This window comes from Bacillus pretiosus, from assembly GCF_051294775.1.
GTDB classification, from domain to species: Bacteria; Bacillota; Bacilli; order Bacillales; family Bacillaceae_G; genus Bacillus_A; species Bacillus_A wiedmannii.
In genome coordinates, this window is the sequence record NZ_JBPPHF010000002.1 from 589,059 (window position 1) to 607,853 (window position 18,795).

Annotated in this window: 24 protein-coding genes and 1 pseudogene; 19 read left to right on the forward strand and 6 right to left on the reverse strand. The window is 35.2% G+C overall.

What is annotated here, in order from left to right; translation table 11 throughout:
- Nucleotides 1–22 precede the first annotated feature (22 nt).
- The 6 genes from ACSG5Z_RS11245 to ACSG5Z_RS11270 all read left to right on the forward strand — a co-directional run bounded on the left by ACSG5Z_RS11245 (nt 23) and on the right by ACSG5Z_RS11270 (nt 7,876).
- On the forward strand, nt 23–1,855 hold the full coding sequence (locus tag ACSG5Z_RS11245) for a bifunctional homocysteine S-methyltransferase/methylenetetrahydrofolate reductase (protein WP_098189910.1): 1,833 nt from the start codon (nt 23–25) through the stop codon (nt 1,853–1,855).
- A complete protein-coding gene (gene metH, locus ACSG5Z_RS11250) occupies nt 1,855–5,253 on the forward strand; it encodes a methionine synthase (RefSeq protein ID WP_435711461.1) in 3,399 nt (1,132 codons plus the stop codon). The genes ACSG5Z_RS11245 and metH overlap by 1 nt, the downstream gene beginning before the upstream one ends.
- Before the next feature lie 18 nt (nt 5,254–5,271).
- A complete protein-coding gene (gene murG / locus ACSG5Z_RS11255; RefSeq protein WP_435711462.1) occupies nt 5,272–6,330 on the forward strand; it encodes an undecaprenyldiphospho-muramoylpentapeptide beta-N-acetylglucosaminyltransferase in 1,059 nt (352 codons plus the stop codon).
- A gap of 249 nt (nt 6,331–6,579) precedes the next feature.
- A complete protein-coding gene (locus ACSG5Z_RS11260) occupies nt 6,580–6,840 on the forward strand; it encodes a DUF3966 domain-containing protein (RefSeq protein ID WP_000817963.1) in 261 nt (86 codons plus the stop codon).
- Nucleotides 6,841–6,933: 93 nt separating this feature from the next.
- On the forward strand, nt 6,934–7,308 hold the full coding sequence (locus tag ACSG5Z_RS11265) for a nucleoside 2-deoxyribosyltransferase (RefSeq protein WP_001012499.1): 375 nt from the start codon (nt 6,934–6,936) through the stop codon (nt 7,306–7,308).
- Between the two features lie 79 nt (nt 7,309–7,387).
- Nucleotides 7,388–7,876, forward strand: a complete 489-nt coding sequence (locus ACSG5Z_RS11270) for a hypothetical protein (RefSeq protein ID WP_000764275.1) — start codon at nt 7,388–7,390, stop codon at nt 7,874–7,876.
- A 38-nt stretch (nt 7,877–7,914) separates the two neighbouring features.
- Here the strand turns inward: ACSG5Z_RS11270 and ACSG5Z_RS11275 are convergent, their stop codons facing one another.
- Nucleotides 7,915–8,226, reverse strand: coding sequence for a hypothetical protein (locus ACSG5Z_RS11275; RefSeq protein WP_001093232.1), 312 nt, complete (start codon nt 8,224–8,226; stop codon nt 7,915–7,917).
- 254 nt (nt 8,227–8,480) lie between these two features.
- On the opposite strand from ACSG5Z_RS11275, the gene ACSG5Z_RS11280 reads away from it, so the two are divergent.
- Complete coding sequence (locus ACSG5Z_RS11280; protein WP_001008334.1) at nt 8,481–8,696, forward strand: DUF3912 family protein; 216 nt, start codon at nt 8,481–8,483, stop codon at nt 8,694–8,696.
- A 216-nt stretch (nt 8,697–8,912) separates the two neighbouring features.
- On the opposite strand, the gene ACSG5Z_RS11285 is transcribed toward ACSG5Z_RS11280, so the two are convergent.
- From ACSG5Z_RS11285 to ACSG5Z_RS11295, 3 genes are all read right to left on the reverse strand, one after another.
- Entirely contained in the window at nt 8,913–10,307 is a 1,395-nt protein-coding gene (locus ACSG5Z_RS11285) for an L-cystine transporter (RefSeq protein ID WP_048562307.1), read from the reverse strand.
- Between the two features lie 106 nt (nt 10,308–10,413).
- Nucleotides 10,414–10,656 carry a DUF2626 domain-containing protein gene (locus ACSG5Z_RS11290; RefSeq protein ID WP_000440719.1) on the reverse strand — a complete coding sequence of 81 codons (243 nt, stop codon included), beginning with the start codon at nt 10,654–10,656 and terminating at the stop codon, nt 10,414–10,416.
- Nucleotides 10,657–10,781: 125 nt separating this feature from the next.
- Nucleotides 10,782–11,477 (reverse strand): helix-turn-helix transcriptional regulator, encoded by a 696-nt coding sequence (locus tag ACSG5Z_RS11295; RefSeq protein ID WP_262749249.1) that lies wholly within the window; start codon nt 11,475–11,477, stop codon nt 10,782–10,784.
- 205 nt (nt 11,478–11,682) lie between these two features.
- On the opposite strand from ACSG5Z_RS11295, the gene comGA reads away from it, so the two are divergent.
- From comGA to ACSG5Z_RS11345, 10 genes are all read left to right on the forward strand, one after another.
- Entirely contained in the window at nt 11,683–12,726 is a 1,044-nt protein-coding gene (gene comGA / locus ACSG5Z_RS11300) for a competence protein ComGA (protein ID WP_435711463.1), read from the forward strand.
- Entirely contained in the window at nt 12,719–13,750 is a 1,032-nt protein-coding gene (gene comGB, locus ACSG5Z_RS11305) for a competence type IV pilus assembly protein ComGB (protein WP_435711464.1), read from the forward strand. Before comGA ends, comGB begins: the two co-directional genes overlap by 8 nt.
- Before the next feature lie 11 nt (nt 13,751–13,761).
- A complete protein-coding gene (comGC, locus tag ACSG5Z_RS11310) occupies nt 13,762–14,061 on the forward strand; it encodes a competence type IV pilus major pilin ComGC (RefSeq protein ID WP_088064405.1) in 300 nt (99 codons plus the stop codon).
- Nucleotides 14,058–14,513 (forward strand): comG operon protein ComGD, encoded by a 456-nt coding sequence (comGD, locus tag ACSG5Z_RS11315; protein WP_435711465.1) that lies wholly within the window; start codon nt 14,058–14,060, stop codon nt 14,511–14,513. The genes comGC and comGD overlap by 4 nt, the downstream gene beginning before the upstream one ends.
- Nucleotides 14,506–14,808 carry a hypothetical protein gene (locus ACSG5Z_RS11320; RefSeq protein ID WP_000829516.1) on the forward strand — a complete coding sequence of 101 codons (303 nt, stop codon included), beginning with the start codon at nt 14,506–14,508 and terminating at the stop codon, nt 14,806–14,808. The genes comGD and ACSG5Z_RS11320 overlap by 8 nt, the downstream gene beginning before the upstream one ends.
- Complete coding sequence (gene comGF, locus ACSG5Z_RS11325) at nt 14,778–15,248, forward strand: competence type IV pilus minor pilin ComGF (RefSeq protein ID WP_097907746.1); 471 nt, start codon at nt 14,778–14,780, stop codon at nt 15,246–15,248. Before ACSG5Z_RS11320 ends, comGF begins: the two co-directional genes overlap by 31 nt.
- Nucleotides 15,245–15,616, forward strand: coding sequence for a competence type IV pilus minor pilin ComGG (comGG, locus tag ACSG5Z_RS11330; RefSeq protein ID WP_046956345.1), 372 nt, complete (start codon nt 15,245–15,247; stop codon nt 15,614–15,616). The genes comGF and comGG overlap by 4 nt, the downstream gene beginning before the upstream one ends.
- Before the next feature lie 175 nt (nt 15,617–15,791).
- Nucleotides 15,792–16,442, forward strand: a complete 651-nt coding sequence (locus ACSG5Z_RS11335; RefSeq protein WP_435711466.1) for a 2OG-Fe(II) oxygenase — start codon at nt 15,792–15,794, stop codon at nt 16,440–16,442.
- A gap of 118 nt (nt 16,443–16,560) precedes the next feature.
- On the forward strand, nt 16,561–17,058 hold the full coding sequence (locus ACSG5Z_RS11340) for a shikimate kinase (protein WP_137010971.1): 498 nt from the start codon (nt 16,561–16,563) through the stop codon (nt 17,056–17,058).
- A 38-nt stretch (nt 17,059–17,096) separates the two neighbouring features.
- Nucleotides 17,097–17,297 (forward strand): YqzE family protein, encoded by a 201-nt coding sequence (locus ACSG5Z_RS11345; RefSeq protein ID WP_000106081.1) that lies wholly within the window; start codon nt 17,097–17,099, stop codon nt 17,295–17,297.
- A gap of 67 nt (nt 17,298–17,364) precedes the next feature.
- Here the strand turns inward: ACSG5Z_RS11345 and ACSG5Z_RS11350 are convergent, their stop codons facing one another.
- The gene (locus ACSG5Z_RS11350) at nt 17,365–17,997 is read right to left on the reverse strand and encodes a VC0807 family protein (protein ID WP_088064402.1); all 633 of its coding nucleotides are present in this window, start codon (nt 17,995–17,997) and stop codon (nt 17,365–17,367) included.
- Nucleotides 17,998–18,137: 140 nt separating this feature from the next.
- Nucleotides 18,138–18,255: pseudogene (locus tag ACSG5Z_RS11355) on the reverse strand (GTP pyrophosphokinase).
- A 73-nt stretch (nt 18,256–18,328) separates the two neighbouring features.
- Between ACSG5Z_RS11355 and ACSG5Z_RS11360 the strand changes: the two are divergent.
- Nucleotides 18,329–18,556: a hypothetical protein gene (locus ACSG5Z_RS11360; protein WP_000032702.1), complete on the forward strand. Its 228-nt coding sequence runs from the start codon at nt 18,329–18,331 to the stop codon at nt 18,554–18,556.
- A gap of 97 nt (nt 18,557–18,653) precedes the next feature.
- On the forward strand, nt 18,654–18,785 hold the full coding sequence (locus ACSG5Z_RS11365; RefSeq protein ID WP_000064661.1) for a hypothetical protein: 132 nt from the start codon (nt 18,654–18,656) through the stop codon (nt 18,783–18,785).
- Nucleotides 18,786–18,795: the final 10 nt, after the last annotated feature.

Genomic DNA, 18,795 nt, shown 5'->3' on the forward strand with positions numbered 1-18,795 from the left:
TTGATAGAAATGAGGGAGATTTGTGAAATTACTAGATTTATTATCAAAAGGAATTGTAATAGGTGATGGTGCGGTTGGGACGTTATTACATTCACATGGTTTGCAAAGTAGTTTTGAGGAATTGAATATATCTGATCCAGATTTAATTATATCGATTCATAAGCAATATGTAGCTGCTGGGGCTGATGTGATTCAAACAAATACGTACGGAGCAAATGAAGCGAAATTACGTATGTATGGTTTAGAAAATCAAGTTACTGAAATTAATAGAGCCGCAGTAAAACTGGCGAAAGCATCTGTTATAGACAGAAATGCAATTTTAGGAACAATTGGTGGTATGAAACATATCGGAGCTGTTACGACAACTGATATGGAAAGAGAATTTATGTTACTGGAACAGGCAAGTGCATTACTAGAAGAACAGGTTGATGGACTGCTATTAGAAACTTTCTATGATGAGTTTGAATTACTTCATGCTGTTCAGGTGTTACGAAAACAAACGAATATTCCAATTGTAGCTCAATTAGCATTGCATGAGGCAGGTACAACTCAAAATGGAAATGATGTAAATGAAATATTAAAACAGCTTTTAGATTACGGTGCAAATGTCGTTGGATTGAACTGTCAACTAGGGCCACTTCACATGACGGAAGCTTTTAAAATGATATCGATTCCGCAAAATGGCTACTTGTCAGCATATCCGAATGCAGGTCTCCCAAATTATGTGGAGGGACGTTACGTATATGAGGGAAGTCCAGCTTATTTCGAAGCGATGACACCGAAATTTATTGAGCAAGGTATTCGGTTATTAGGTGGTTGTTGTGGCACGACTCCAGAACATATTGAAAGTATGAAACGTGCAATTGCAAATGTTACACCTGTAATAGAAAAGGATACGATTCAAAGACCGAAAGTAGTTCATACACACGAGAAACGTTCAAAAGCTCATGTCACATTAGCAGAGAAAGCAAAAAAACAAACGACAGTAGTAGTGGAATTAGATCCACCGAAAACGTTAGATACGCAGCGATTTTTTGAAGGCGCAAGAGCATTGAAAAGAGCTGGGGCAGATGCTATTACTCTAGCAGATAATTCATTAGCATCGCCTCGCATCTCGAATATGGCAATGGGGGCATTATTAACGAAGCACGATATTCCGGTATTGACGCACTTAACGTGTAGAGACCATAACGTCATCGGACTACAATCTCATTTACTAGGCCTATCAGCGTTAGGTATGGAAGAGGTGTTAGCTTTAACTGGGGATCCAGCACGCGTTGGTGATTTTCCAGGTGCCACTTCTGTATATGATTTGTCCTCTATTGAGCTCATTAAAATGATTAAAGAAATGAACGACGGGCGCTCGATTTTAGGGAAATCAATTGGTCCAGCAACAAGGTTTTCAGTGGGAGGTGCGTTTAATCCGCATGTAAGACATTTAAAAGCAGCGGTTAAGCGAATGGAACGGAAAATAGATGCTGGAGCGGAATATTTCTTAACTCAGCCAATTTATGATATCGCGTTAATTGAAGAAGTGTATGAAGCGACAAAGCATTTGGAACAACCTATTTTTATTGGGATTATGCCATTAATAAGTAAAAGGAATGCAGATTTCCTTCATTTTGAGGTACCGGGTATTACTCTACCTGAAGAAATAAGGGAGAGAATGGATGGACATGAAACGAAAGAGGCAGCAATTGAAGAAGGGATTCGCATTTCACAAGAATTGATCGATGCGGCGATGAAATATTTTAACGGCATTTATCTTATTACACCATTTCTAAAATATGAAATTACAGAACATCTTGTTAAATATGTGAGAGAAAAGCAAGAAGTGAAAGAAGGTATTAATTGATGAAATGTATAGAAGAAAAATTACAAAATAACATCTTAATATTAGATGGTGCAATGGGAACAATGATCCAGCAAGAGGACTTAACTGCGGAAGATTTCGGAGGAGAAGAGTACGAAGGCTGTAATGAATATTTAGTAGAAACAAGGCCTGATGTCATTTTAAAGATTCATAAAGCTTATATTGAAGCTGGAGCAGATATTATTGAAACAAATACATTTGGGGCGACAAACATTGTATTAAGTGATTATGAGTTGTCTCATTTAGATGAGGAATTAAATGAGAAGGCAGCACGTTTAGCGAAGCAAGCGGTCAAAGCAAGCGGGAAGGAAGTATATGTTGCGGGAGCAATGGGACCAACAACGAAAGCGATTAGTGTTACAGGTGGTGTGACGTTTGAAGAATTAATTGAAGCCTATACACGGCAGGCTAGAGGCTTATTGAATGGCGACGTAGATGTATTACTCGTTGAGACGAGTCAAGATATGCGTAACGTGAAGGCTGCTTATATTGGAATTCAAGCAGCTTTTGATGAGCTAAATAAAATTGTACCTATTATGATTTCAGGAACGATTGAACCGATGGGAACGACTCTGGCCGGGCAAACAATTGAGGCTTTTTACTTATCAGTAGAACATATGAAGCCATTATCTGTTGGATTAAACTGTGCGACCGGTCCGGAGTTTATGAGAGACCATATTCGTTCACTATCTGATTTGTCGGAGTGTTACATTTCTTGTTATCCAAATGCAGGTCTTCCTGATGAAGATGGACATTATCATGAATCTCCATCTTCTCTCGCTGAAAAAGTGAAGCGATTTGCTGAAGAAGGATGGGTTAATATTATCGGTGGTTGTTGTGGCACAACACCAGAACATATAAAAGCAATAAAATCCGCGTTAGCTTCTCTTAATCCACGTGAACACCACGAAAGAGCTGGACACGGGGTTAGTGGATTAGAGGCACTTCAATATGATGACTCTATGAGACCATTATTTGTTGGTGAAAGAACAAACGTTATTGGGTCACGTAAATTTAAACGATTAGTAGCAGAAGGGAAATTTGAAGAGGCTGCTGAAGTCGCAAGAGCGCAAGTGAAGAAAAATGCTCATATTATTGATATTTGTATGGCAGATCCTGATCGCGATGAAATAGAAGATATGGAAAACTTCTTGGCAGAAGTTACGAAAGTGTTAAAAGTACCAATTATGATTGATTCAACAGATGAAAATGTGATGGAGCGAGCTCTTACTTATATTCAAGGAAAAGCTGTTATTAATTCAATTAATTTAGAAGATGGAGAAGAACGATTTAAAAAAGTGACGCCGCTTCTTCGGAAATATGGTGCTGCTATTGTTGTAGGAACAATTGATGAAGATGGTATGGCGGTTAGTGCAGAACGAAAACTCGAAATCGCGAAAAGAAGTTATGAGTTATTGACGACGAAATATGGTATACGCCCGTCAGATATTATTTTTGATGCACTTGTATTTCCTGTAGGTACAGGTGATGAAGAATATATTGGTTCAGCGGCAGCGACGATAGAAGGAATTCGCCTTATTAAAGAAGCCTTGCCAGAGTGTTTAACGATTTTAGGTGTAAGTAACATATCTTTTGGTTTACCACCAGCTGGCCGAGAAGTATTAAATTCCGTCTTTTTATACCATGCAACGAAAGCAGGATTAGATTACGCAATTGTGAATACGGAAAAATTAGAACGGTATGCGTCAATTCCAGAGGAAGAAAAACGTCTTGCTGATGCACTACTTTTTGAAACGACGCAAGAGACGTTAGAAGAATTTACAAATTTTTATCGCGCGGCAAAAAAGAAAGATGTCGTTACCCAAGAAACATTAACTCTTGATGAAAGGCTGGCAAATTACATTGTAGAAGGTACGAAACAAGGACTACAAGAAGATTTAAGCCTTGCACTTACAGAAGGAAGAAAACCTTTGGATATTATTAATGGCCCACTTATGACAGGAATGGATGAGGTGGGACGATTATTTAATAATAATGAGCTTATCGTTGCCGAAGTATTGCAAAGTGCTGAAAGTATGAAAGCTGCCGTAAGCTATTTAGAGCCACATATGGAATCTAGCGAGAGTGCGAAAAAGGGGAAAGTATTATTAGCAACTGTTAAAGGTGACGTACATGATATTGGGAAAAACCTCGTTGAAATTATTTTATCGAATAACGGATATGAGATTATTAATTTAGGAATCAATGTTCGTTCGGATCGAATTGTTCAAGAAGTACAAGAAAAGAAGCCTGACATTATTGGTCTTTCTGGTTTATTAGTAAAATCAGCGCAACAAATGGTAACGACTGCTGAAGATTTAAAAGCTGCAAATATTGATGTTCCAATCGTTGTAGGCGGGGCAGCGTTAACGAGAAAATTTACAGAAAATCGTATTTCACCATCATATAAAGGGCTCGTATGTTATGCGAGTGATGCGATGACTGGTCTTGATATTATTAATAAGCTTCAAAAAGAAGAAGAGCGTGAGAAGATGAAACAAGATAAAAAAGAGCGTCATCTTCATATCGTAAAAAAAGAGGAGAAGAAAGTAGAAATTCCAGCAGTAATTGAGCCATTAGCGAAGGCAGAGGTTATGATACCTGATTCAACAAAACGAATTGTATTACGTGATATTCCAGTTGCACATCTCGCTCCATTTTTAAATAGACAAATGCTACTTGGACATCACCTTGGATTAAAAGGAAATGTGAAGAAGCTTTTGCGAGAGGGAGATAAGAGAGCACACGAATTAAATGATTTAATAGATGAATTATTGCAGGAAGGACAATCTTGGTTAAAACCGAAAGCGGTGTATCAATTTTTCCCAGCGCAAAGTGACGGACAAAACATTGTAATATATGATCCAGAAGATCATACGCGTGTTATAGAGCGTTTCATATTCCCAAGACAAGGAAAAGCACCATATCGTACTTTAGGTGATTATTTACGACCAGTTGGAGATGAGATGGACTATGTTGCTTTCCTATCTGTTACGGTTGGGGAAGGCGTTCGGGACATTGCTGAAGAGTGGAAGGCGAAGGGTGATTATTTACGCAGCCATGCGATCCAATCGTTAGCGCTTGAACTAGCAGAAGGTCTTGCTGAAAAAACACATATGCTCATTCGTGATCGCTGGGGTATTCCAGATTCACTAGAACTGACGATGGAAGAACGTTTCCGTACGAAATATAGAGGGATACGAGTGTCTTTCGGTTATCCAGCATGTCCAGAACTTGCGGATCAAGAAAAGTTATTTCGCCTTATTCATCCAGAAGAAATAGGTATTTCATTAACAGAAGGATTTATGATGGAGCCAGAAGCATCTGTGACGGCTATGGTATTTTCTCACCCTGAGGCAAGATATTTTAGTGTATTATAGTGTAGAAGGGGGAGACGTATGAAGAAAATAGTCTTTACAGGTGGCGGTTCGGCAGGGCATGTAACACCTAATTTAGCCATCATTCCACATTTACAAGAACAGAATTGGGATATCTCGTATATTGGTTCTCATCAAGGGATTGAGAAAACGATTATAGAAAAGGAAGGCATTCCGTACTATAGTATTTCAAGTGGAAAGCTACGTCGTTATTTTGATTTAAAAAATATAAAAGATCCTTTTCTTGTAATGAAGGGTGTTATGGATGCGTATGTAAGGATTCGAAAACTAAAACCGGATGTGATTTTTTCAAAAGGTGGTTTCGTATCTGTACCAGTCGTAATTGGAGGCTGGCTAAATAGAGTCCCTGTTTTATTACATGAATCTGATATGACGCCAGGACTAGCAAACAAAATTGCGCTCCGTTTTGCTTCGAAAATATTTGTTACATTTGAAGAAGCTGCGAAACATTTACCGAAAGAAAAAGTAATCTATACAGGATCTCCTGTACGTGAAGAAGTGCTAAAGGGAAATCGTGAAAAAGGTTTAGTGTTTTTAGGTTTTTCACGTAAAAAGCCAGTTATTACAATTATGGGAGGAAGTTTGGGCGCAAAGAAAATTAATGAAACGGTTCGAGAAGCGTTACCAAAACTTCTGAAAAAATATCAAATTGTTCATCTTTGCGGAAAAGGTAATCTTGATGAAAGCTTACAAAATAAAGAAGGATATAAACAATTTGAATATATACATGGGGAACTGCCAGACATATTAGCGATAACAGATTTTGTTATTTCACGTGCGGGCTCTAATGCCATTTTTGAGTTTTTAACATTGCAAAAGCCGATGGTTTTAATTCCGCTATCGAAATTTGCAAGCCGTGGAGATCAAATACTAAATGCAGAGTCTTTTGAAAGACAAGGATATGCTTCCGTATTGTATGAGGAAGATGTGACTGTGAAATCACTTATAAAGCATGTCGAAGAATTAAATCAAAATAATGAGATGTATAAAACAGCACTAAAAAAATATAATGGAAAAGAAGCAATTCAAACAATCATTCAATATATTTCAGAGGCATGATGAAACAATCATGTCTTTTTTAGTAGGATGAAAGATTCCAAGGATTGATATTTTTATGTTACAATAAAGTGAAACTTTAATCAGTGGGGGAGGGGTTAATCCCCCACTGATTATTAGTTGAACCAATCGGGCTTTTACGGGCAGTTAATCCCACACCTAACTTCTTTATTTTTGCTGAATTTTGAGGTGGGGGTTTTACTGCTCTCGAATAGCGGGGTAACAAATGGATTAGTAGGGAAATTCCAATTAATGAAGCGTGAAAATACGAATGGATTAGGAGTGACTGTGTTGGAGCTAAGTCTCTATGAAAATACTGCACTTATTATATGCTTTGTGTTGTACGTTGGTAGTGTTATTGTTTATATTTCAAGGAAATTTTCGCAAGAAAGAGAGCTTGAAAAATCAGAAATAACAGCTGAACTAGAAATGTTAGCTGATGAAAGTTATAAAAAGAAGAAAATAAAAGAAGAGCATGAAGAATCCCATCATTTAAACGCAAATAAGTTTTAAAGATGGGGATTTTTTTTGAAGTCATTCTTTATTATGTTTATAGCAATTAACGCTAAAAGGAGTTTCCCGTACATAATGAAGGAGTGTATATAAATGAATTTTTATGTCGCCTCAGGATTCCAAAATAAACATCTTGTACGTTCTATAGCAAATGAACTGAAACATGCAGGATGGCACCATACATATGATTGGACAAGAAACGAAAGAGCAGTGAATCAAGATCAATTAAGAGAAATTGGGCAGGCAGAAAAGAATGCTATTAAAGAAGCGGATGTCTTTTTACTTATATTAGATGGCGGAAACGGGAGCCATACAGAGTTTGGAATGGCGATTGCGCTAGAGAAAAAGATATATGTATATCATGAAAGAAACCCGCTTCAAACAACGTTCTATCATTTGCCAGAAATAAATATTTTTGAAGGAGATGCAACTGAATTTGCATCTTATGTTATGAATCATGTGAAATAATAGTAACGACCTAAAAGGTTATAAAAGTGATCTTTTGGGAACAGTGATGATAAGAAACGTATATAAAGGAGTATATAATATGAAATTAGAAAATGGATGGGAAACGAGCTTTTTAGAAGTTGTACAAAATAGTGAATTTAAGAAAGAGGCCGTTCTTAGTCAATTGCTTTGTGAGGATAGTGAAGAAGTAGAAGAGCTTGTGGATGATTACGGATATGAAGAGATTATTGAACGCGAACATGATGATGAATTAGCAGAAGTTTTAGGTGAAGAACTTTTCGATGAGATGGAACGACACGTATTCTTATCTTCACAGCCAGAAGAAAAACTTATTTCATTCGTAAATGGATTAGGTTTTCATGTGTTAGATTGGATCGTTCTTCTTGAAACAGAATTTGGCATTGATAGTGTACACTTTACGTCGGACGCCGTGAAAATGTTAGAAAAGCGCTTTAGACAATTTCCATACATAGAGGATAAGACGATATTTGATATGACATTTGGAGAAGCAATGGATGTATTAGAATCCATTACAGGATTACAACTGAAGGAAAAGATGAACGTATAATGTAAAAAAAAGAACGTGATATTCTCACGTTCTTTTTTTTACATTATAATAATTTTGTCATCTAGTTTTGTTTGTCCGCTAAGAAGTGCGTTTAAATATTCCACTTTTCTTATACAGGCCTGTATATGTCTTTCAACCTCTTGTAACTCTGCTTGGTGATGTGTTTCAATCGGATGAATTTGTACGTTGAATTTTTCAAATTGACTACTATATGTTATTTCTGCATAGCCGCTCATAATATCCATTTCGTTATGAAATAAAAATTGTTTCGTTTTGTCACAGAATGATACATTCTGAAAGCCATATACTTTTAATGCGTCAATTACTTTTTTAATCATTTTTGTATTCATTTTTTTTAACCCTCTTTGCGAAGTTCTACTTATATATTATAACATAAAAAATTACATAGAAAGCGCTTCCAAGTGTATTTTATTATAAACTTTACGTTTCAATCACAAAAATGAAACAAAGAAAAAATAATTGTAAAGAAGGGAGGACTCTTTTATTGTTTCGTCATATATATAGAGAAATAGTGCAAGGAAAGGAAAATTTCCGAATTTGAGTTCGTATTTCAAATTTAAGCGCAATAAAAGAGGTGAGAGACTTGAACTTTGATATTGTAGGACAAAAAGCATATATAAAAGATGGACCGCATCGGAACCGAATTGGAATTGTAAAGAACAGCGAGACAAAATTAGAATCGCAGTTTGCTATTGTAATTGGAGAACAAATCATTGATGTAGAGCTAAAGGATATCGTGTTAGTTGGAGTAGACGTAGGACAATTTCATAAATGGTGCGAACAAAATGGTTATTTGTGAAAAGGACGGGCTGTGAGATAATGAAGTATATTTGAGAAAAGAGAATATGTTATTGTATTCTCTTTTTCTATGTGTAAGGAGATAGAAATGAAGTATAAAGAACGAGATTTTACATAGTGTTTGAAACAATATGTTATGCCTTATGTATAAAAGACAAAGAGGAAGATGAAAAGAACTAAAAAAGGACGCTAACAGTTTTTGTTAGCGTTCTTTTTATTATGAAGCAATTTCACCAGTTTTTGTATCATCTTGATTGTACGTATCTTGATCTAATTCACCAAGCCATTTACTAGAAATAAGACCTGCTGTCATAGAACCACTTACGTTAAGAGCTGTACGACCCATATCGATTAATGGTTCAACTGAGATAACAAGAGCGACAATACCGATTGGTAAGTTCATTGTAGATAGTACGATTAACGCTGCGAATGTTGCACCACCACCAACACCGGCAACACCGAATGAGCTAATAGCAACGACAGCGATTAAAGTTAAAATAAATTGTGGTTGTAATGGATCGATTCCTACAGTTGGAGCGACCATCATTGCAAGCATTGCTGGATAAATACCTGCGCAACCGTTTTGTCCGATAGATACTCCAAATGATGCTGCGAAGTTTGCAATCCCTTCGGAAATACCAAGCTTTTCTTTTTGCGCTTCAATATTTAATGGCATTGCACCAGCACTAGAGCGAGATGTGAATGCAAATGTTAATACAGGGAACACCTTTTTTAAATATTGAATTGGATTTAAACCAGATAGAGCAATTAATAATAAGTGGATAACGAACATTACGATAAGTGCCACGTAAGACGCTAACACGAAGTTACCAAGTTTTAAAATAGCATTAATGTCGCTACCAGCAACTGTTTTTGCCATAAGAGCTAATACGCCGTATGGAGTAAGACGTAAAATTAATGTTACCATACGCATTACGATTGCATATACAGCATCAAGCATTTTCTTAAATAGTTCTGCTTGTTCTGGATATTTTCGTTTTACCCCTATAAAGGCGATACCGATAAAGGCTGCAAATATTACAACAGAAATTGTTGATGTTGGACGAGCTCCTGTTAAATCAAGAAACGGATTTGTAGGTAACAGCTCTAATAATTTATCTGGAATTGTTGTTTTTTCAATAGAAGTAAATCTTTCTTCAACTAGTTTCAGACGAGCAGATTCTGCATCACCTTGTTGCAGGCCTGTTGCAGATACATCAAATCCTGCACTTGCGGCGATACCGACAGCTGCAGCGATTCCAGTAGTAAGAATTAAAATTCCGATAATAAGACCACTAATTTTACCAAGGTTTTTCGTTAACTGTAATTTTGTAAAGGCTGAAATAATAGATACTAAAATAAGTGGCATAACGATCATTTGAAGTAATTTCACATAACCGTTACCGATCAAGCTAAACCAAGTATTTGATTCAATAATTACTTTAGAAGTTGGCTCATAAATAAATTGTAATATAAGACCGAATATAATTCCGACTCCTAAAGCAGTAAATACACGTTTATTAAAAGATACATGCTTACGTTGCATATAATATAATACGCCAACTAAGATGAGCATGACTGCAACGTTAATTCCGACAAGCAGTGTATTCATGTTGATTCCCCCTAATTCCAATCTGTTATATAGAATATAAGGTAATAAAACCTATAAGTCAACTAGGGAATTGCGGAATTAAAAAAAAGATGGCAAAATGCCATCTTTAATGTCCAGCTCCAGGGACAAGTAAAAACGTCGTGTAGTATGTAAATCCTATGAAGAAAACAGTTAAATATGCCCCGAATACGTATATATACATACGCTCTGTTAAATTTAAATAGCTTAAAAGTACGAAGAAACCTGTTTGTCCTAAAAATAGTAGTGCGGCCTGTTGCATATCCCCTACGTAAAACATAACCGAGAAAATTCCAGTCCAAAAGCCGAGAACGCGAAACATGCGCTCCATGCCATCTCCCTCCTTTTCTAAAAAAAGTAAACCTCTCCTCATTATAGTTTATTTTTCTTACTATTGTAAATATTCATTCATATAAAAAGAAGCCAATTATAATTGGCTTCTTTTTATATGAGAAATTAAATTGTTAGTTTATAATTACAAGATTTACATCCATCTAGTAGACTATCGTTTCGAGTTAATTCCGTGTTAGGGAATAGGATTTCAAAAATCCCTTTCATCATATCTCCGTGCATATTACAAATTTCAGTTGGGTGATGAACAGCAACTTCTTTAAATGGACAATTGTGTACATCATAGAAAATTTTCGTTCCATCTGCACTTAATTCAAATGCAGGTGATAAACCAGCTGTTGAGAAAGCTTCTTTTGCAATTTGGACTTTTTGCTCTACTGTTAAAGCATCTTCGTTCACATGTAAACGCTGCATATGTTGTTGCATTAACTCGGACCCGAATTGTTTTCCCGTTTCGTATAGCGCTTTTTCACCAGCGGCGCCAAGGCTAAGTAAAGAATTAAATGCTATTCTTGCTAACAATTGATAATCGCGGAATGGAAATTGTAATTGAATCACATCTTCAGATAATACATATAATCTACTTGGTCTTCCGCCTTTTCCAGTTTTCTTCGTTTCCGATTTCAGCATATGAACATCTTCTAATTTAGATAAATGTAAACGTGCTACGTTTGGATGAATGTCAAACTCATCTGCAATTTCTTGTACAGTTACGTAACTATGTTTTTGAGAAATATATTTATAAATGTAATAACGAGTTGGGTCAGATAATACGCCTGTAATTTTTAAAGCTTGTTCCATGAGGATCTCCACCTTTATCACTTTATCCAAGATAATAACATTATAATACAGATAAACTTCCATATAGGTAATTTCAGACAATAATTCGGAAATTGTTCATAATTTCACAAACATATTTTTCCTTTTTCCTCTATTGAAAATACAAAAATACCGATTTTTCTTATGAATTTTTTCATGCTATATACATAGTGGGGAGGGAAAAATGATGAATGGAATTGAAATTTTTGCGAATACGATTTTGAAAGAGGCGTGCAGGGTACAAGCTTCGGATTTACATATTGTGCCCCGAAAGAAGGATGTAGCGGTTCAACTGCGTATAGGAAAAGATTTAATGACGAAACACTGTATCGAAAAGGAATTTGGGGAAAAACTTGTTTCACACTTTAAATTTTTAGCATCCATGGATATAGGGGAGAGACGGAAGCCACAAAATGGTTCACTGTATTTACAAATGGATAGACAAGAAGTGTATTTACGCCTTTCCACGCTTCCAACCGTATACCAAGAAAGTCTCGTTATTCGTCTTCATTTACAAGCATCTATTCAGCCGTTATCTCATCTTTCGTTATTTCCAAGTACAGCGAAAAAACTACTCTCTTTTTTACACTATTCACATGGGTTACTCGTATTTACTGGACCGACTGGTTCGGGGAAGACAACAACAATGTATGCATTATTAGAGGTAATTAAAAAAAAGAAAACACGTCGCATCGTTACACTTGAAGATCCAGTTGAAAAAAGAAATGACGATGTACTACAAATTCAAATAAATGAAAAAGCAGGTATCACATATGAGGCGGGACTAAAGGCCATTTTACGTCATGATCCAGATATTATTTTAGTCGGTGAAATTCGTGATGAAGAAACAGCGAAAATCGCTATAAGAGCAAGTTTGACTGGACATTTAGTAATGACGACACTGCATACTAGTGATGCGAAAGGGGCGATACTCCGATTTATGGATTTCGGTATAACGAGGCAAGAGATTGAACAATCTTTATTGGCTATAGCTGCACAGCGACTTGTCGAATTGAAGTGTCCGTTTTGCCAAAGAAAGTGCTCAACTTTATGTAAATCAATGAGGCAGGTAAGACAAGCGAGTATTTATGAGTTGTTATATGGATATGAGTTAAAACAAGCAATTAAAGAAGCAAACGGGGAATGTGTCACGTACAAGCACGAAACATTAGAATCTTCGATACGAAAAGGATACGCTTTAGGATTTTTAGAAGAGGATGTGTATGTTTAAGAAAATATGGAGTTTAAGTGATCAAGTAGTATTGCTGAGACGATTAGGAGAACTATTAGAAAAAGGATACTCCCTTTTGCAGGCATTAGAATTTTTACAGTTTCAATTACCTTTAGAAAAGAAAGTACAATTGCAGCGCATGATTGATGGATTAAAAGATGGAAAAAGTCTACATGATTCTTTTCATCAATTAATGTTTCATCAGGAGGTGTTAAGTTATTTATTTTATGCTGAGCAACATGGTGATATTTCTTTTGCGTTGCAACAAGGGAGCGCACTTCTTTATAAAAAGGATAAGTATCGGAAAGATATGATGAAAATAATGCAGTATCCTATGTTTTTGGCGTTCTTTTTAATAATCATGATTTTTGTTTTTAACCGCATTTTATTACCGCAGGTTGACATGGTATATAGTTCATTCGGTTCTACAGCACCGTTACTTACAGAACAAATATTAAGTGCAATTAAGCTGCTACCCAGCCTTATTTTTAGCACTATTTTTATCATTATGATTGGATGTAGTGTATATATGTTTTACTTTCGGAAACTCCCGCATATGAAGCTGGTAAAAATTATGCTTCGTATCCCCCTCGTAAAAACATTTCTTATTTTAAAGCATTCACATTATTTCGCCACTCAATTGAGCGGTTTATTACAAGGTGGACTATCAGTACTTGAGGCCCTAACAATAATGATGGAGCAAAATTATCATCCGTTCTTTCAATATGAAGCGGGTCGAATTGAACGCCAATTAATTGCAGGAGAACCGTTGCAATCTATTATTGCTAAAAGCGGATATTATGAGGAAGAACTTTCTTATATTATTACGCATGGACAAGCAAACGGTAATTTGGCGCTCGAATTAGGTGACTATAGCGATCTTATTATGGAAAAGATGGAGCAAAAAGTTAAACGTATGTTAGTGATCATTCAACCAATTTTATTTACGTGTATTGGAGGAATAGTCGTTCTTATGTATTTAGCGATGATTATGCCAATGTTTCAAATGATGAATTCTATTTAGGAGGCATTTACATGCAGAATGAAGAAGGGTTTACCCTTTTAGAAATGTTATTAGTTATGGTCGTCATAACTGTACTATTACTATTAATTATTCCGAATGTAGTTACACAGCGTTCATCTGTCGAAGGAAAAGGATGTAAAGCCTATGTGAAATCTATAGAAGCTCAAATACAAGCATACCATTTACAACATAATAAAATTCCCTCGCTAAAAGAGCTAAGGGATGAAAAATATATTACAGCTGATGAGTGTCCGAATGGTGAAGCCATTCATATTTCAAATGATGGCACAGTAACAACTGGGAAACTGTGAAACAAAAAGGTTTTACTCTTTTAGAAATGCTACTCGTTCTATTTGCAATTTCTGTACTAAGTATGGTCACGTATTTTAACGTACATTCATTACATGAAAAACAAAAAGTGGAACAATTTTTAAGACAGTTTTCAAACGATATTTTGTATATGCAACAATTAGCGATAAACCGTCAAAAACACTATACATTACGATGGTATAAAGATAGACATATGTATTATATAGGGGAGCTAAGTGAGAATCTTGCTATCATTAAAAGAGAATATGATAGCGATATACAAATTGATTTGAATACTTTTCCAAATCCGATGACATATAATCCGAGTGGAAATATTAATAGAGGTGGCACTATTTTACTTTCGTATCGAAGTTATAAATATGAGATTGTATTTCAGCTTGGGAGAGGGAGATTTACGTATCGTGAAATGTCAAAAAGGGTCAGTGATGGCTGAGATGCTTGTAGCATTAAGTATAGTAATGATGGCAGTATCTTTACTACTTCCGCAAACAGTATTGGTTATGCAAGAACGAAAAAACATACAAATTCGTTATAAAGCATTTGTATTATTAAAAAGGGAAGCAGCTTTATATATGTATGAGAATGGGGCGAAACGACCGCAAGAAAAAGTCGTAAACGGAAATGTATATTACACATATTGGGGAGGAAATGAAGTTTGTGCTATGTGGAAAGATGTGAAAGGAAGAATGATGGAACAATGCTTTTATGCAGGAGAAAAAATAAATTAGAAGTTGGGTTTACATTAATAGAAATGATCGTATGTTTTTTTCTGTTATCACTGTTCTTTTTACTCTTGCCACGTTTAAATTTTATTGGAATAGAAAACAACCAATCAAAAGGATTAAATAATTGGGAATGGGATGTGTTTATAGGACAAGTACAGTTAGAGTTTCGTAAAGTATCTTTTGTAGAAAAAATAGTCCCTGAAAATAAAGATAATCTTTTGCGCTTCCGTCTTCGCACTGGAGATGAAGTGACGTATGAAAAATTGAATAATCATCTTATAAGAAAAGTGAATATGCGCGGAAGAGAAGTTATATTGCAAAATGTTGAAATGGTTTCGTATGAAGTAACACCTCATTTGCTCTTTATAAATGTGAAAGATATGAGTGGGAAAATATATGAAGGTGTAGCTGTCAGGTATAGCGAAATGGAAATAAATATATGAGAAAACAAGATGGATTTACGATGCCAGGAACAATCATTTTTCTTGTATTATTAACTTCGTTCTTTGTATACGAAACGAATATGTTGCTTATAGATAAAAAATTTTATATTGAAATAGAGCAAAAGTTTGTACTGGAGGAACTACTAAATCGATCTATTACAAATATAAAAAAAGACTTACAGCAAAAAGAAAAGGAAGATACTTTTTTCTTTCAATATGAAAAGGGCGAAGCAAGTGGGAATTACGTCTTTGAAAACGATGTTATACTCGTTTCGTTGCAGTGCAAAATAAAACAAGAAGTTTTCTACAAGGTTAGTTTCCGGTATAGAAAAAAGGATGAGAAAATATTCGATTGGATAGAAGGATAGCATGTAAAATATACGGATGAAAACCATAATTTCTTATTTTAAAATAGGTTATTTTTTTATAGAAAATGGATAAATAAAACAATTGAAAGTTTAAATTTTCTCAAAAAAGAGAAAGGTAGGAAGAATATGATATATTCATGCTATCCAAACATATTTTTTTAGGGAGAATAGGGAAATGACAAATAACAATCAAATAGGTGAAAATAAGGAACAAACTATTTTTGATCATAAAGGAAATGCAATTATGACAGAAGATAGGGAAATACACATTATTTCAAAATTCGAAGAACCTCTTATTGTCGTGTTAGGAAATGTATTAAGCGATGAAGAATGCGACGAATTGATTGAATTGTCTAAAAGTAAAATGAAACGTTCTAAAGTTGGTTCATCACGTGATGTAAATGATATTCGAACGAGTAGCGGTGCATTTTTGGACGATAATGAACTTACTGCGAAGATTGAAAAACGAATTTCATCTATCATGAATGTTCCTGCGTCGCATGGAGAAGGATTACACATTTTAAATTATGAAGTGGATCAACAATATAAAGCGCACTATGATTATTTTGCGGAACATAGTAGATCAGCTGCTAATAATCGTATTAGTACGCTTGTCATGTACTTAAATGATGTAGAAAAAGGCGGAGAAACGTTCTTCCCGAAATTAAATCTTTCTGTGCACCCTAGAAAGGGAATGGCAGTGTACTTTGAGTATTTCTATCAAGACCAATCACTAAATGAGCTTACGTTACATGGAGGGGCACCTGTAACGAAAGGTGAGAAATGGATTGCAACGCAGTGGGTGAGAAGAGGCACTTATAAGTAAAAACGTGTATGTGACGTTTTGTTCTTCATTGTACAAGGAGAACAAAACGTTTTTTTATTAAATAATGTAATCTTTCGTTATAATAACAAATAATAACGGATGATTGAGAGGAACGAACATGAAAACTATATACATAACCGGTTATATGGGAGCTGGGAAAACAACAATTGGAAAAGAATTAAGTAAAGAACTTCATATGGATGTTGTCGATACCGACCAAAAGATTGAAGAGAAGCAAGAGAAGGCAATTCGTGATATTTTTGCCGAAGAAGGGGAAATCGCTTTTCGGGAATATGAAAGTGAAATGTTACGTTCACTACCCAGTTGTAATGTAATTATTACAACTGGTGGTGGAATCATTGAGCGAGAGGAAAACCGAAAGTGGATGAAGGAAAATGGAACTGTCGTGTATTTATATTGTGATCCACATGTAATTGCAGAAAGGCTTCGTGAAGATACGACACGTCCACTATTTCAGAAGAAAGATATAGAGGCATTTGTGGCAAAATTTGAATCGCGCCGAGCTCAATATGAAGAGGCTCATATTCATATCGATACGACGAATAAATCGGTAAAACAAATCATGAATGAATTAAAAGAAAAGATTAATGAATAAAAAAGTGGACATACTAATCAAGTAGAGGTGATGATAATATGTCTACTAATGATTATGTTCGCTTTGTGACACAGCAGTTTGTGTCGTATATGGATGCTCCAAAAGAAGATCGTAAACAAAAGAAAGAACAACGCCGTGCTGAAAAAGAGCCATTTATGAATAAGTGGTTTGGTGTTATGCCGCTTAGTGCTGCTTTGTTTTATCGAAACGTAAAAAATAAAAGAAAAAAATCAAGTTAACGATTTCTTAATATGTGTAGTAAAATGAAAATCCCCTAGTAGTATGATGCTACTAGGGGATTTTCATTTACTGTACAGATTCTTTTTCTTCTGTAACAGCATGTATTTTGTTGTTTACCCAAACAAATCCAATTCCGATACAAATGGAAATGCCCCATCCAACAGCGGTCATAATCGCTCTCATTTCACCATAGCCATCTACACCGAAAACAGAGATGAAATAAATTTTTAAGAAGCTTTTTAATATGAATTGTAGCCCGAAAAATAGCGTTAAATATTTTAGTGCTGGATAGATACGACTATCACGATACAGTTCACGACTTTTATCACGGTCATGGCCTTGCAATGCGGCAATATCTGCTGCGAAATATAACATAAGTGGTTTTTTTATAAAAATGGTACATATAACGATAATACCGAGCACGATGTGATAATACGCATCGTTCCATAACATTCGTTCAGCTGATCCAGATAATAGGTCTACCGTTGTATTAGAAATGAGTGTAATTAAAATAAAGAATCCTGTTACGTTAAACTGTTTTTCTTTTTTAAAGGTATACAGTGTATAAATAATCCCCGGAACAGAGGAAAGTAACATCGCGTAATAAGGATCGATATAAGGTTTTGCAAATTTCCAAATGAGGAATGGGATTACGAGATAAAAGACAAGATCTAATATAGCTTTTTTATTTTGATTCATATAAATCCTCCTTAAGTCATACATATATTTTATAATATAATTTCTGAAAATTGTATAATGTTTAATGGGAAAAGAAAAAATATATCACTTTTTGAGGGATTAGTAGATTGAAAAAATTGCCCCTAGCGTAGTAAGTTTTTTTAGTATATAATAAAGGAAACGCTTTCATTTTTTGGTTTGTTCACAAAATGGACGGAAAATCACATATTTACTATCGATATGTTGCTTTATAATGAAACTAATTAAATATACATGCATACAATATTGTGAAATAAATAACATAAATAATCTATATAAATGTAAACGTTATCAAAATAGAGAGGTGGAGACAATGAGTAAATTTTTCTTCAATCATAATCCAGCAACAGTAGAGGATGGAAGGCTTGTTAAGTATGCTGAAATTATTTATGGAGAAGGTGGCCGTTCTGTATTAGAAAATTTAATGGTGAAGGCATCTATCAGATTGCGTGATCGTTATCCGAATAAATCTGACGAGCAGATCTCGAACCTCGTAAATAAAGGCATCCATGATATGTTTCAAAAATATGTGAGTGAGTAAGAGTAGCCAATGGCTGCTCTTATTTTTTTGTATAAGGATTGTATCTCTAGCTGAAAATAAGGATGTATTTTGAAAGATATAAAAAGGAGTGATAAAGATGAGTAATGGAATTGGTCGTTCAAAAGAAAATCTTCCAACTGATGCTAATCATGTGAGCGCAAAGGATCGTGCGCATCAAAAACGTATGGCAAAGCAAAAACAACAAGAGCGTAATGGCGATAGAGGATAACTCAAAAAAA